Source organism: Acinetobacter gyllenbergii CIP 110306 = MTCC 11365 (genome assembly GCF_000413855.1).
GTDB lineage: Bacteria > Pseudomonadota > Gammaproteobacteria > Pseudomonadales > Moraxellaceae > Acinetobacter > Acinetobacter gyllenbergii.
The window spans coordinates 1-14,760 of record NZ_ATGG01000059.1 but is presented as its reverse complement, the minus strand read 5'-3'; the positions used below and the strand labels follow the sequence as shown (position 1 = coordinate 14,760).

Here is a 14,760-nt window from a genome sequence, read left to right as displayed (position 1 = left end):
GCTCAAGGCGCACAGGGTGTAAAAGGTGATACTGGTGCGACAGGAGCACAAGGTGTCCAAGGAGATAAGGGCGATAAAGGAGATATCGGAGCGACAGGTGCTCAAGGCGCACAGGGTGTAAAAGGCGATACTGGTGCAACAGGAGCACAAGGTGTCCAAGGAGATAAAGGCGATAAGGGCGATAAAGGAGATATCGGAGCGACAGGGGCTCAAGGAGCGCAGGGTATAAAAGGTGATACTGGTGCAACTGGTAAGAGTACTTTTGACATCGCTGTCGATAATGGCTTTAAAGGGACAGAACAAGAATGGTTAGCATCGCAAGGTGGAAAAACCCCATTCCTTGACGTTCAAGCAAATAGTGCAACCTCAGGTGCGAAAGCAACAGGCAATGGCGCAATTGCGCTTGGTGATGGTGCCAATGCTGATGGTGCAGATAGCACTGTGATTGGGGCTGGTGCTTCAGCCAAAGGGGAGGCAAATACGGTTATTGGTAAAGGCAATAAAGTCGAAGGTAATCGCTCAGGCGCTTTTGGTGATCCAAATGTAGTTCAGGCTGATGGTAGTTATGCGATTGGAAATGATAATACCATTACGGGAGATAATAGTTTTGTTGTTGGTAATAACGTCAATACTTCAGCAAAAAATGCTGTGGTTTTAGGCAATGATTCAGCTTCATCTCGAGATAATACTGTTTCAGTCGGAGCCGCGACTAAGGAACGCCAAATCATTCATGTCGCAGCAGGAACTGAAGATACTGATGCTGTAAATCTAAAACAAATGAAAGAAGCGGACGTTAAGACCTTAGCTGAAGCGAAAGCTCATGCTGACGCCGGAGATAAAGCTACATTAAATAGCGCAAAATCCTATACAGATGAACGTGAAGTCATTGTGCGTAAAGATTATATTGCAGCAGATGCCAAAGTCCTTAATGATGCAAAAAACCATGCAGATGAGGGGGATAAAGCCACCTTGAGCAGTGCTAAAACCTATAGCAATGAACGTGAAGCTGTGATGCGCCAAGAGTACAAAACAGCAGATGCGAAAGTATTATCCGATGCAAAAGCATATACCGATACTAAAGTCACGGATCTCGAAAATAATTTTAGAGATGTTTCGAAGCGTGTCGATCAAACCAGTCAAGACCTAAGAAGGAATCGTGAGATTGCTGCACAGGGTATCGCAGGTATTAGTGCGATGACCAACATTCCAATGCCTGCAGATCAAGGTGCCTCATCACTTGGTGTCGGTATGGGGTATTATGATAGTCAGTCTGCAATTGCAGTGGGGGCGAGTCATTATTTTGATAATGGTGTCGCAATCAAAGGTGCTTTTTCAAGTGGCTTTAATAATGGCAATACCGCTGCCGTTGGGGCAGGTGTTTCCTATTCTTGGAAATAATAGAGCTTTAACTGAGTGGTTGGGTAAAAGTAGGTGTCTTAAATGCACCTACTTTTTGTTAATGGGTATACGCATTTCGACTTTCAAAAGTAATGAATAAAGTAGACACATAGTCATCATAAATTCATAAAATTGCTTAAACGTGAAGCATTAGAGCAAGCTCTCTACAAAATAACCCTATGTCAGGCATGGCGTTTTGTTAAGCCTATGCCTATAATATGCCTACTTGAAAAATTAGTAGACTGTGATTGGTATGTTATATTCATTGGCTCGCCCTTTGTTGTTTACTTTAGCGCCAGAGCGTGCACATGAACTCACACTTTCTATGCTAGATAAAGCCCATAAACTTGGCTTTATGCATCAGAAAGTTGCTGCAAAACCTGTGACTTGCATGGGAATTGAATTTCCAAATCCTGTTGGTCTTGCTGCTGGTCTAGATAAAAATGGTGCACATATTGATGCTTTGGCGGCACTCGGTTTTGGTTTTATCGAGATTGGAACCATTACACCACGCCCACAAGCAGGCAATCCTCAACCTCGTTTATTCCGTATTCCTCAAGCTAAGGCTATTATTAACCGTATGGGTTTTAATAATGATGGCGTGGATAAACTGATTGAAAATGTAAAAGCTTCAAAATTTAAAGGTGTATTGGGAATTAATATCGGCAAAAATGCAGATACACCTGTTGAAGATGCCGTATCTGACTATCTGATCTGTCTAGAAAAAGTTTATAATTACGCTTCTTATATTACGGTTAACATTTCATCTCCAAACACTAAAAATCTTCGCAGTTTGCAAAGCGGCGATGCGCTGACTGAATTGTTGCAAACTTTAAAAGATCGTCAGCTTGAACTGGCAGATCAATATAACCATTATGTTCCATTGGTGCTTAAAGTTGCACCTGATTTAAGCTCCGAAGATATTCACTTTATTGCAGCACAATTATTGCAATTCAAGATTGATGGTTTGATTGTGACCAATACCACTTTAGGTCGTGATGGTGTGGAAAACTTGCCAAATGGAAATGAGGCAGGTGGCTTGTCTGGTGCGCCAGTATTTGAAAAGAGTACTGAATGCTTACGCCAATTTGCTGAAGTATTGGCAGGTCAAATTCCATTGATCGGTGTTGGTGGTATTTTAATGGGTGAGCAGGCGGTTGCAAAACAGCAAGCTGGTGCAAGCTTGGTACAAGTGTATAGTGGCCTCATTTATACTGGCCCAACATTAGTCAAAGACTGTGTTGATGCGATGACTGTGTGAAATGAACACACTTGATATCATCATTCTGATCATCTTGCTCATTGGAGGGCTGAACGGTTTGCGTCAAGGATTTATAAAAGCCTTTGCGAACTTGATCGGATGGATATTCGCATTGATCATTGGGGCAAAATACGCTGTGGTGTTGGCACCTGCAATGAGCAGTCTCAGCCAAGACCCTGTGGTGCAAAAAATTGCAGCCTTTGCCTTTATTGTGCTGATCATTGTGGTGTGTACATGGATTGTGTCTGCATTACTGAATGGGCTCTTGAAAAGTTTGAAATTGGGCCCATTAAATCGTTTAGCAGGTGGTGCATTTGGTTCCCTCAAAGGGCTCCTTATTGTGCTGATCGCCATGCAGGGTTTAGGTCCTTGGGTCGAGAGCTCACCGCATTGGAAACAGTCTAAATTCGTACAAATTTTATTACCTTACGCACCTTTGGCGACAGAGTTATCCAAAGATGCGGCAAATCAAGCTTTAAATCAAATGACATCAGAAGGTGCGTTATTACATCGCCCTTCGCAAGAAATGGACGAATCGGAACGTGCTTCTGTGAATGAGCGTTCCGATCATTCGACGAAAAATCCTTTTTATTAATCGCTAGCTTGTCGCGAGGTTGCTATGTGTGGAGTTGTTGGGATAGCCGGTAAATCACCAGTGAACCAAATGTTATTTGATGCCTTAACGATGCTGCAACATCGAGGACAAGATGCTGCAGGGATCGTAACCTGCCATCAAGGGCGTTTATTCCTCCGCAAAGCTAACGGTATGGTACGCGATGTATTCCATACTCGTCATATGCGTGCATTGCTTGGAAACTATGGGATTGGGCATGTTCGCTACCCAACTGCAGGTTCATCAAGCAGTGCTGAAGCACAACCCTTTTATGTAAACTCACCCTATGGTATTACCCTTGCTCACAATGGTAATTTGACCAATGCTGCTGAAATTCATGATGACCTGTTCAAAACGGATTTACGTCACATGAACACCGATTCTGATTCTGAAGTGTTACTCAATGTGTTTGCACATGAGTTACAGAAGATCGGTACTTTGAACCCAACACCTGAAGATATTTTCCACACAGTATCTCGTGTGCACGAGCGTTGCAAAGGTGCTTATGGTGTCGTCGCGATGATCACAGGCCATGGTCTTGTTGGTTTCCGTGATCCAAACGGGATTCGTCCTTTGGTTTACGGTTCGCGTGAAACCGAGCAGGGTGTTGAATATATTATTGCCTCTGAATCAGTAGCAATTACTGCGCTTGGTTTTAAGGTTGAACGTGATATCGCACCAGGTGAGGCAGTTTTCATTGATGCCAATGGTCAATTATTCACAAAGCAATGTGCTGCAAATCCTGAATATCGTCCATGTATTTTTGAATATGTGTACTTTGCACGTCCAGATGCAACCATTGATGGCATTTCAGTATACAAAGCCCGTTTAAAAATGGGTGAGAAGCTGGCGCACAAAATTCTAAAAGAATGGGGCGAGCAACATGATATTGATGTGGTGATTCCAATTCCTGATACCAGTCGTACTTCTGCTTTAGAATTGGCGAACATTCTAGGGGTGAAATTCCGTGAAGGTTTTATGAAAAACCGTTACATCGGACGTACCTTTATTATGCCTGGTCAACAACAACGTAAAAAATCAGTACGTCAAAAGCTAAACCCTGTTGAGCTTGAGTTTAAAGACAAGAATGTACTGTTGGTCGATGACTCGATTGTTCGTGGTACTACTTGTAATGAAATCATTCAAATGGCCCGTGATTCAGGTGCGAAGAAGGTATTCTTTGCTTCTGCTGCGCCGATGGTGAAATATCCAAACGTCTATGGTATTGATATGCCAGCCAAGGCAGAATTGATTGCATCAGGGCGTACAGTCGAAGAAATTCGTGAAAATATTGGTGCAGATCGTTTAATTTTCCAAGATTTGGAAGATTTAAAAAATGCAGTTCGTACCAGCAAGGTGCCTGATCTCACTGAATTTGATTGTTCTGTATTTGATGGTGTCTATGTTGCCGGTGGCATCGACAAAGAATATCTCGATGCACTTGAGCAAAAGCGAAGTGATTCTGCGAAAAAGAAATCAGATGGTTATATTGATGTGAACATTGATGCAGCCTCAGTTGATCTCACTGGGATTAAAGAAGAGTAATCATCTTAATCTATAGAAAAGCGGGAATTCCCCGCTTTTTTATTTTATGATAGGCAGTACGACAACCCTAACTGAAACAATGTAATCAGGAAAACTTACATTGAAAGAAATGAGCCATTATCTAATTGAAAATAAAAACATTGCATGGTCAGTCAGTTTCTGTCTTCTGGCAATGTTACTTACCGTCTTTATTCTCAATTTAATTTTGGGATTGGTTGTTCATTTCTTTGATTATTCACAACCGATCTGGTGGCATGTTCTCAGTCCATATTTTATAGTCCTACTCATTTTTGTTTTAGTGTGGTCTGTTGGTGCGGAACTTTATGTGCTGCGTGAAGGCGGGCACTCTTTAGCAAAACAGCTCAAAGCACGTCGTTTGGTCTTTGATGAAAGTACCCCAGAAGAAAGTACCGCATTAAAAGTGGTTGAGCAGGTTGCAAAAAGCTTTGATATCGATACGCCCGCAGTCTATGTATTGCCTGATGAAGTTGGGGTAAATGCCTTAACCGCAGGATTTAGATCACAGGATATTGTGATTATTTTGACGTGGGGGGCATTACAAAATCTGGATGAGCTTGAGCTATATGGTTTGCTCAGTTATGAATTTAACCAGATTTTATCCGGTGAAGCGGTTGAAAATACCAAGCTGAAAATTTTATATAGCGGCTTAACCACCTTTAGCCAATGGGGGAGTAAGCTTGCTCAGGCGGGCTATAATCCATACGCGACCTCATATCGAAATAAGTTTGAGACGATTTTTGTGGCGATTGGTGGAGTAATTTGGCTGATTGGGAGCTTGGGTATTCTCATTACCCGTTGTATCAAATATCTCACTTTGAGTGGTCGTACCTTCCGTAATGATCTTAAAACTATGCGTTTGATGAATAATAATGCCAATATTCAAACCTTATTACGGATTTATGTTCATCACTCAGGTTCACAAATTCATAGTGCTTATTCTGAGTCGATCTCACATATGTGCTTTGCTAACTCGCTTAGTCCGCAAAGCTGGATGAACATTCATCCGAGTATCAAAGAGCGGATTTATGAGTTGAATCCAACTTTATTACAGGATTTACAATTAGAAAATTTAAGAAAGCTTCGCAATCGTCCCTTATTTAGTTTATTCCGTTCATTAGAAGAAGAAAGTGCGGATATTACAATGCCGTGGAGTTCACCACAGCCATTACCTTTGTTGCGATTATCTCCGATTAGCTTTGCTTTAAATGATGCAATCAAACCCCTCAATCCAGAAGTACGTAAAAACAAAAAGCGTCCTGAATTAATTCAGCGAGCGATGCAGACTGCTACGGGTTCACGTGAGGTGATGGTTGCGATTTTGATGATCCGCCAATATCGTGAATTTATTCCACAAGAAGCGCCTGTGAGTCATGCGATTGTTGATGCATTGTTAAATCTAGATGGTCGTATTCATGTGCAGATTTTCCATGATGCCTGTAAAAATATTGGACATATGCCAACCAGTATTGCACGTCAGTTTTTAACTAAGCTGGCTTGTATTATTCAAGAAGACGGCGAGGTGGGGTTACTTGATGCCCTATTGTTGGAACGGGTGAAGCAAGAGTTGAATTTAATGCCTGCACATTTGCCTGCTGCATTTGAAGATGTGAAGTCGCAAATTGTGCATTTGATTGATGCGCTGTTACATGTTCAACAGATCAATAGCCCAAATCAGCTCGAGGTTCGCGAACGCATTTTGCAAATGCTTCTAACAGCAGATGAAATGCAAACCTATGCCGACATTTCAGACGAGCCACTTGATTTGGCTGAAATTCTAAATGATGTTTCTGGTTTATTGTTACGTGACCGCCTCAATATTCTGTCGATTGCAGAAAGATGTCTCTGGAATGATCGAATCATTACCCAAGATGAATTAGACGTGTTGGAGCTTTTGTATTGGCGTTTGGGCTTTGATACCCATGAAGTGGTTGAACAAATGCAAAAGAAAAATAGTTTGATGATTATTTAATGCATTACTTTGATGAATTGGAATCTGTTTATTCAACCGTTACGTGACAATCACATAAAGAGCTTACATTTCAGGGTAAGCTTGCCATTTATTTTATACTTGTATTACCTACTTTTTGAGTAAGTTATGGAACATATTGAAATTTTAAAAGCCTTATTTTTAGGTTTTATTGAGGGTCTTACCGAATTCTTACCCATTTCAAGCACAGGTCATTTGATTTTATTTGGTCATATGATTGACTTTCATTCTGATGATGGTCGTGTATTTGAAGTTGTTATTCAGCTTGGTGCAATTTTGGCTGTGTGCTGGTTATATCGTCAAAAGATTTTTGACTTGGTCAAAGGTTTCTTTAGTGGAGATGCAGAAGCGCGGCATTTTGCCTTTAGTGTCTTACTCGCTTTTATTCCAGCTGTTGTGATTGGTATTTTTGCGGTCGATTTCATTAAGAGTGTCTTGTTTAGCCCGCTTGTAGTGGCATTTGCTTTGATTATTGGTGGTTTAATCATTTTCTGGGTTGAGTCCAAAAACTTTGATCATAAAACCACAGATGCCACCAAAATCACTTACAAACAAGCATTTTTAGTGGGCTGCGCGCAATGTGTCGCGATGATTCCAGGGACTTCACGTTCAGGTGCAACCATTGTGGGGGGGATGTTTGCAGGCTTGTCTCGTAAGGCAGCGACCGAGTTTTCCTTCTTCTTAGCCATGCCAACCATGTTGGGGGCAGCAGTCTTTGACTTAGCACGTAATGCCGATGTATTGACGCAAGACAATATGTTGAATATTGGTGTTGGTTTTGTGGCAGCCTTTATTTCAGCGCTGTTGGTGGTGAGTGCGTTGGTAAAGTTTGTTGAACGCCATACTTTACGTGTGTTTGCTTGGTACCGTATCGTGCTTGGTATTATCTTATTGTTTGTATTCCTATAAAAAATAAAAAAATCTCCCTTTTTGCAACTGCAGAAAGGGAGATTCTCCGCTAAAATTTTTCTTCTTCTTTTCTACATCCCAAATCTGGTTCGATAGCATAATGACAATAGCGAAAATGAATGCTCGAGACTTAATTATTGATTTATTGCTAGGTCTTCAGGGACGAGCGATTTCCATTAAGCAAATTATTCTTGCGGCGCAACTTTTTGAAATTAGTGAAAACAGTATTCGGGTTGCTGTGACGCGACTCTCGAGTGAGGGTGTGATTGAAGCAATTGAGCGTGGTATATACCAGTTTACAGTTCAATCGCATGAATGGGCCAATGTCATGCTCAATCGTAAACATGGTATTCAACAAACCAAGAAGTGGAATCAGCAATATTTAGCCGTTTTTACTGGTGAATTGGGGCGTGTTGATCGTACAGCCTTGCATCGTCGAGAAAGAGCACTCAAGCATTTCGGTTTTAAAGAGCTAGAACAAGGTATTTATCTTCGTCCAGATAACTTAGTCATTGGTTTTGATCAGCTTGTCGCTGAATTAAAAAGCTCTGGTTTAGAAAACAGTGCAAAGCTTTGTCAAATTAGTCATTTTGATGCCAAAACCTTAGCTGCAATTCCTGAACTTTGGTCAAGGCAAACCTTAAATCAGAATTATCAGAAATATAGTCAAATGATCCAAACATGGTTATCGACAGCACATCAATTGAGTTTGGAAGACGCGGCTAGAGAGTCATTGTTATTGGGGCGTCAAACGATTTCGTTATTGATGAACGATCCATTGTTGCCAGAAGGTTTTGTCGATGTGCAGCTTCGTGAACAATTTGCGCAAAGTGTGCAACAGCTGGATCAAACAGGTTTGAACTCTTGGCGAAAATTCTATGAGGGTCAAATCGAGTGATTACAAATATTACATTAAATTAAATTTTAATAGATTGACAGAAATATTACTTAATTTAAAATAAAAATATAAATTGTGTAGTTTTAAAATAAAACAAATACAGGATAGGGATATGAATACACGTGTGGCGATTAGTGATTTATTCTCTCGCGAAGAGATTACTGAATTAACAGCGAAGTCCGATGTTCATGGCAGTTGGGCCGTGTTTTCGACATGGGCCGTCATTGGCGGCACATTTGCTGCGGTTGCAAACACTTGGGAATATTTACCTGCTTGGGGTAAATTGCTTATGTGTATTGCAGCTTTGGTGATTTTGGCTGGTCGACAATTGGCATTGGCAATTATCATGCATGATGCCTCACATCAGAGTTTATTTAAAACCAAATGGTTGAATGACACCTTAACGGATTGGTTGTGCGCGCGCCCGATTTGGAATGATCTACATAAATATCGTGCACATCACATGCGTCATCATAGTAAAACCTCTACGGTCGACGATCCAGATTTATCGCTTGTAGCTGGTTTCCCGACGACTAAAAAATCACTCATGCGCAAATTTATGCGGGATTTGTCGGGTGTAACTGGATTTAAGTTTGCGGTTGGCCGAGTGTTGATGGATATTGAGAAGATGGAATGGACGGTCTCGAATGATCGTCGTTGGATTCCTCAAGAAGGGCGACATTGGACCGATTATCCCAAAGCATTCTTAAAGAATAGTGGCGGTGCAATTGTAACCAATGCGGCTTTATTTTCAGCATTGTGGGCGGCAGGTCATCCTAAACTCTATGGGTTATGGGTATTGGCTTATTTAACCCCGTTTCCATTGTTCCTACGTGTTCGTTCAATGGCGGAGCATGCTGGAATGGAGACTAGTCATAGCGCTTTAACCAATACCCGTACCACAAAGGCGGGCTATCTAGCGCGAGCTTTGGTCGCACCGATTAATGTGAACTATCATAAAGAACATCATTTAATGGCAGCTGTACCGTATTTTAAATTGCCACGGATGCATCAGATGTTACGTGAACGTGGGCATGTAGCTGCTCCACCAAGCTATTGGCAAGTATTGAATGAACTATCAGATAAAGCGGATTAAGCAATGGATTTTGGATTTCAGTTGTCAATCTGAAGAGCTATAACATAAACAATTGGAGTGATGCATGGCGGCTACGAAAGAGGAAATCATGGAATTCTTGGCGCAAGAATTTCCACAGGCGCTTAAGAAAAGTGTAATTGAAGAGATTACGCCCAAAGGTGCACAGCTACTTTATCGTGTTGATGCAGGGGATCTACGTCCAGGGCAAACTGTTTCTGGTCCAACGCTTATGTTGATCGCAGATTATGTGCTCTATATTGCCATCTTGGGGCATTTAGGTTTGGTCGCGATGGCGGTCACGACCAATATGACCATTAACTTCTTTCGTAAACCCAATGGCAATCGGGATATACGGGCGGTTTGTAAGTTAATTAAAGTGGGTAAAACTCTTGTTACAGGGGAAGTCTGGTTATATTCGCTAGATGATGAGGAACCTGTTGCACATGTGATCGGGACTTATGCACGACCACCTCAATAGAAACATGATAAAAACTAAAGTATTCATTTCACTTGCATCTGGTTTTAGCCATATGGCGGTGAAATTTATTCGAAAGCAAATTCTTAAATGAAATGATTTTAAAGATTGATTGACTGCAAATACATTAAAAATTGAAATCTCGTCATAGGATCGTGTCAACAAATAAGTTGAGATAAAGAGATAAAACAAATCTTATCTGGGAAGAACGAGATGATGATTAAAAATGGTTTAATTGCTTTGGCATTATTCGGGTTCGCTGCTACAACACAGGCGAAGCAAACGGTTTGTGTATTTGATCCAGTCGGTAAATCTGGTGATGCATTTGCATTGGCAAAGGATTATGCGCTCGAAGCTAAAAAATGGGGTGCGGATATTGATTTAAGAGCCTATGTTGATGAACGTGTCGCCGCTGAAGATTTGAAAGTTGGACAATGTGATGGCGCAATTATTAGTGGTTTGCGTGGACGACAGTTCAATAAATATGTTGGTTCACTTGATGCAGTCGGCGCTTTAACTGATTTGAAAACGGCAATTCTTGCTTATCAATTGCTCTCTAAACCCCAAGCGGCAAAAAGTATGATCAATGGCCCTTATGAAATTGCGGGTCTGGGAACCATTGGCCCAGCTTATCTATTTGTTGCAGATCGAAATATCAATACACTGGCGAAAGCCGCTGGGAAGAAGGTAGGGGTGTTTGCCTATGACGAAGCACAACCTAAACTGGTTGCTCAAATTGGCGCGCAAGCGGTTTCAGTTGATGTGACCAATGCTGGTGCAAAGTTTAATAATCATCAGATTGATATTGTGCCTGCACCAATCGTCGCCTACAAACCATTTGAACTGTATAAGGGGTTGGGAGATAAAGGTGGAATCGTAAAGTTTCCACTGACGCAAATATCGGCAAATTTCATTATTCGAAAAGATAAATTTCCCGAAGGGTTTGGGCAGAAATCTCGTGAATGGGTGGCGGGGCAACTTGGTCGTACTTTTAATATTATTTCAAAATACGAAAAAGAAATTCCAACCAAATACTGGATGGTTATTCCACCTGAAGAACAAGTTAACTATATGAAGATGATGCGTGAAGCACGTATCTCACTCACTAAGGCAGGAATTTATGATCCAAAAATGATGAACTTCTTGAAAAAAGTTCGCTGCAAACAAAATCCAAACAACTTTGAATGTGCCCTCAATGATGAGTAACGCATGATTTGATTCATGAACCCGCTTTATTGATTGTAATTGAGAGGGTTTTTTATTGATAAGTCAGCAGAAATTGTTAAAAATCATAACAACATTTAAGTATGCGAAAGCCTAAGAACATGCTACAACTAAAAATGTTCAAATTTATTTGTTCTTACGATTTCCAACGAATATGACGCTACCGCACGACTTAACACCTTTATCGCAAATTGAGTCAAATCAAGAACATATTTTAGCGATTAAGCGTAATGACTTATTACCTTTACTCAATGACCCGCATCGCCTCAATCATTATGCGGATCATTTAGTACAAGCCCAAAGTGTCTTATTGAATGGGGTTGATCCTAAGCTGAATCAACAGTTGAGTGAAGTGATTACTCAGATTATTCAGCAGCTGTCTTTATCAAAAAAACATTTGGGCACACGACGTTTTAATGCACTACAAAAATGGCTCGGGATTGATATTGAGTACGATGCAGGGCAGGTGAAGTATGTCAAAGATCTTGATCGTTTAATTCATGAGGCCAATCATTTAAGTCAACGCTTGCAGATCGAAATTCAAAAATCACAGTCTCGTTTGCAGCAGGCATTGGGTTTAAGGGAACAGATGGCTGCCTATATTCAGGCTGCTGATGAGTTTTTAATAGAATATCCTCAATTTACCAAACAGCAAGTACTCGATCATTTTGTCGAGCGACTATCTAAAAAAATCAATACCTTACAGACATTACAAAGCAGTAATGATATTGCGATGAAACAGATGCAATTGTCACAGTATTTGTCTTTCAGTCTTCTGGATCGTTTTAAAGAAGCACAACAGGTCTTAATTCCAGCATGGCAATATTATTTAAAGCAAAGTCGAGAATCTAACTCGACAGCAACATTGGATCAACTCGATAAAAGTCGAGAGGATCTCATTCAAAATTTGAAAAAATCATTACAGAAATAAGAGGGAAATATGATGTCAGATTCAGAACTTAGCAAAGCATCTCATGAGCTTGAAATTAAGCCAGAGCAGCGTTTTGAGCAGTTGAACTTAAAAGACTTAGGTCTTCAACCTCAAGATTTTGCTGAAGTGATGGATGCACATAAAGAACTGGCCGATATTAGCACGACTGTTGTTGCAGAATACGGTAAAAATATTGCCAACAAGACATCGACTTATACCGATGAATTATTGAGTTTGGTTCAAAATAAGGACTTAGATGCCACAGGTCAAAAGTTGAATGAGGTGGTTCAAGTTGCACAGCAGTTAAATACGTCAAGTATTTTAAATAAGTCTAAAAGTTCAGGTTTTTTCGGTGGTTTACTGAGTAAGTTTAAGGGTGCCAAGCAAAATTTTGATCAGCACTTTAATACCACCAAAGAACAGATTGATGTATTGGTTAAAGAGATTGAAAGTTCACAGTCGGGTTTAAAGGCACGTGTTGGAACGCTAGATAAAATGTTCGATGCGGTACAAGATGAATATAAACAACTGGGTGTTTATATCGCTGCGGGGCAATTAAAACAGCAAGATATTCAACAACAGATTTCGACGCTTACAACACAGGAGCAAGATCAGCAAAGTACTCAACAGATCTATGATCTGAATCACTTGGCCAATAACCTTGAAAAAAGAGTCAGTGATTTGCAGGTTCTGCAACAATCTGCGATGCAGACCTTGCCGATGATTCGGATTATTCAGTCGAATAATTTAATGTTGGTGGATAAGTTTTATGCGATTAAAAACATCACACTACCAGCTTGGAAGAATCAAATTAGTTTGGCAATTTCATTGCAAGAGCAAAAGAATAGTGTCCAGCTTGCCAAAGCCATTGATGACACCACCAATGAATTATTGCGTCGTAACGCTGAGTTATTGCATCAGAACTCTGTGGATACGGCAAAAGCAAATCAACGTTCAGTGATTGATGTGGAAACACTTGAACATGTACAAAACACCCTCATTAAAACAGTGAATGATGTGATTCAAATCCAAAAAGAAGGCATGCAAAAGCGTGCGGAAGCGACCACACGTTTGCGTGCTTTACAGGAGAGTTTGAATCATCTCGTGCTGGAGAATAGTCAGCCACCTAAATCTTGAGATGTTTTTAGTCGTTAAAGGAAAGATCATTGTCACCCATAGAAGATTTTAGCGTACAACCAATTGACCAACGTTTAGATGTGTTAAAAAAACGTCAGCGTCATTTGATGATCTGGTTTGTACTTACCAGTAGCTTGGTGGTTGTTACAGTTGTATCATTATTTTTGCAAAAAGAATTTATCTATCGTTTCTTTGATCTTTCCATGCATGTTCAGGCTTTAGATTTGCCCTATCATGTTCAAGAATTGGTACCATTTAAACAACCTGTGGATTACTTCTTTAGTTTGTTGTCATGGTTTGGTTGGTTGTTGCTAAAAATTTTTGTTTCATTCATTGGTGCCTTTTTATTGGTCGGTTGGGTAAAGAAATTTAAGTTTTTTCAACAGCGCTTTCAGGCGTGGTCACAGCGGCTTTTGGCTTGGATCATTGCATTTATTTTGCTTTGGTCGGGGCTTAGTTATATTCAATATGATTGGAAAGATGAAACTGAACAGGCTTATCAACAATGGATGAGTTATCAAAGCAATATCGTTGAAAGTCAAATTGCACAAGATTTACAGCAAGCAGATATTGCGGCAACTGAAAAAGCCTACGTCTTGGCACAAGTCGCATTATTGCACCAACCTGTTGATCGAAAGACAGCAAATATTTATGTTAATCAATTGATTAGTGCGGAAAAAACGAATCCAACCCAATTTAAAAGCTACGATTTTAAGCCTGAGCAATTATGGGTCATGCAGCAGCAGTTGTATGGCAAAAGTATCACCTCAGTCACCCAGCCTTTAGATCAACGTGCGCAGCAAGCAGAGCGTGTGTCTCAGATCATAAATGTGATCTTGTGGGGGATAACAATATTGGCAGTTGCTATAAGTACAATTTTATATGTACTTGCCAAAAATTTGAAAAATCGGCGTGTTCGAATTACCCAAAAGCTTGATGTCTCATAAATCTATATTCGGTTTATCCGATCAAACTCATAAAAACATACTGTTTTACCTATTTAGTACTTTTGCGTACTATAGCCTCATTGAATGAATTTAGCTGATTTAAAAGTCTTAGCATTTGGAGAAATACATGTTAGATCAAAATATTAAAACTCAATTAAAAGCTTACTTAGAACGTTTAGAAAGTCCAATCGAGTTGGTTGCTGCTTTAGATGAATCAGACAAAGCTGCAAAAATCAAAGAACTCGTGACTGAAATTGCTGAACTTTCTGACCAAGTTACGGCGCGTTTTGACGGTTCAAACGCTCGCCGTCCTAGTTT

General features: G+C 40.4%; 13 protein-coding genes and 1 pseudogene. All 14 read left to right on the top strand.

The window, feature by feature from the left end; translation table 11 throughout:
* The coding region (locus tag F957_RS21000; RefSeq protein WP_016660681.1) for a YadA-like family protein at positions 1 to 1,398 on the top strand (1,398 nt) is incomplete at its 5' end.
* A 253-nt stretch (positions 1,399 to 1,651) separates the two neighbouring features.
* Positions 1,652 to 2,659 (top strand): quinone-dependent dihydroorotate dehydrogenase, encoded by a 1,008-nt coding sequence (locus F957_RS01185; protein WP_016543165.1) that lies wholly within the window; start codon positions 1,652 to 1,654, stop codon positions 2,657 to 2,659.
* Between the two features lies 1 nt (position 2,660).
* Positions 2,661 to 3,254 (top strand): CvpA family protein, encoded by a 594-nt coding sequence (locus F957_RS01190; RefSeq protein WP_016543164.1) that lies wholly within the window; start codon positions 2,661 to 2,663, stop codon positions 3,252 to 3,254.
* Positions 3,255 to 3,278: 24 nt separating this feature from the next.
* On the top strand, positions 3,279 to 4,817 hold the full coding sequence (gene purF / locus F957_RS01195) for an amidophosphoribosyltransferase (protein ID WP_016660680.1): 1,539 nt from the start codon (positions 3,279 to 3,281) through the stop codon (positions 4,815 to 4,817).
* A gap of 100 nt (positions 4,818 to 4,917) precedes the next feature.
* Positions 4,918 to 6,807, top strand: a complete 1,890-nt coding sequence (locus F957_RS01200; protein WP_016543162.1) for a M48 family metalloprotease — start codon at positions 4,918 to 4,920, stop codon at positions 6,805 to 6,807.
* 126 nt (positions 6,808 to 6,933) lie between these two features.
* Positions 6,934 to 7,734 carry an undecaprenyl-diphosphate phosphatase gene (locus F957_RS01205; RefSeq protein ID WP_016543161.1) on the top strand — a complete coding sequence of 267 codons (801 nt, stop codon included), beginning with the start codon at positions 6,934 to 6,936 and terminating at the stop codon, positions 7,732 to 7,734.
* 100 nt (positions 7,735 to 7,834) lie between these two features.
* On the top strand, positions 7,835 to 8,632 hold the full coding sequence (locus tag F957_RS01210) for a PaaX family transcriptional regulator C-terminal domain-containing protein (RefSeq protein ID WP_016660678.1): 798 nt from the start codon (positions 7,835 to 7,837) through the stop codon (positions 8,630 to 8,632).
* 112 nt (positions 8,633 to 8,744) lie between these two features.
* Positions 8,745 to 9,728 (top strand): fatty acid desaturase family protein, encoded by a 984-nt coding sequence (locus tag F957_RS01215; RefSeq protein WP_016543159.1) that lies wholly within the window; start codon positions 8,745 to 8,747, stop codon positions 9,726 to 9,728.
* A 64-nt stretch (positions 9,729 to 9,792) separates the two neighbouring features.
* Complete coding sequence (locus tag F957_RS01220) at positions 9,793 to 10,206, top strand: PaaI family thioesterase (RefSeq protein ID WP_016543158.1); 414 nt, start codon at positions 9,793 to 9,795, stop codon at positions 10,204 to 10,206.
* A 210-nt stretch (positions 10,207 to 10,416) separates the two neighbouring features.
* Positions 10,417 to 11,409 (top strand): putative solute-binding protein, encoded by a 993-nt coding sequence (locus F957_RS01225; protein ID WP_016543157.1) that lies wholly within the window; start codon positions 10,417 to 10,419, stop codon positions 11,407 to 11,409.
* 172 nt (positions 11,410 to 11,581) lie between these two features.
* A complete protein-coding gene (locus F957_RS01230) occupies positions 11,582 to 12,358 on the top strand; it encodes a hypothetical protein (RefSeq protein ID WP_016543156.1) in 777 nt (258 codons plus the stop codon).
* 12 nt (positions 12,359 to 12,370) lie between these two features.
* Positions 12,371 to 13,495, top strand: coding sequence for a toxic anion resistance protein (locus tag F957_RS01235; protein WP_016543155.1), 1,125 nt, complete (start codon positions 12,371 to 12,373; stop codon positions 13,493 to 13,495).
* A 29-nt stretch (positions 13,496 to 13,524) separates the two neighbouring features.
* Positions 13,525 to 14,442: a hypothetical protein gene (locus F957_RS01240; RefSeq protein ID WP_016543154.1), complete on the top strand. Its 918-nt coding sequence runs from the start codon at positions 13,525 to 13,527 to the stop codon at positions 14,440 to 14,442.
* 127 nt (positions 14,443 to 14,569) lie between these two features.
* Positions 14,570 to 14,760, top strand: a pseudogene (locus F957_RS01245) (alkyl hydroperoxide reductase subunit F); the annotation flags it as partial.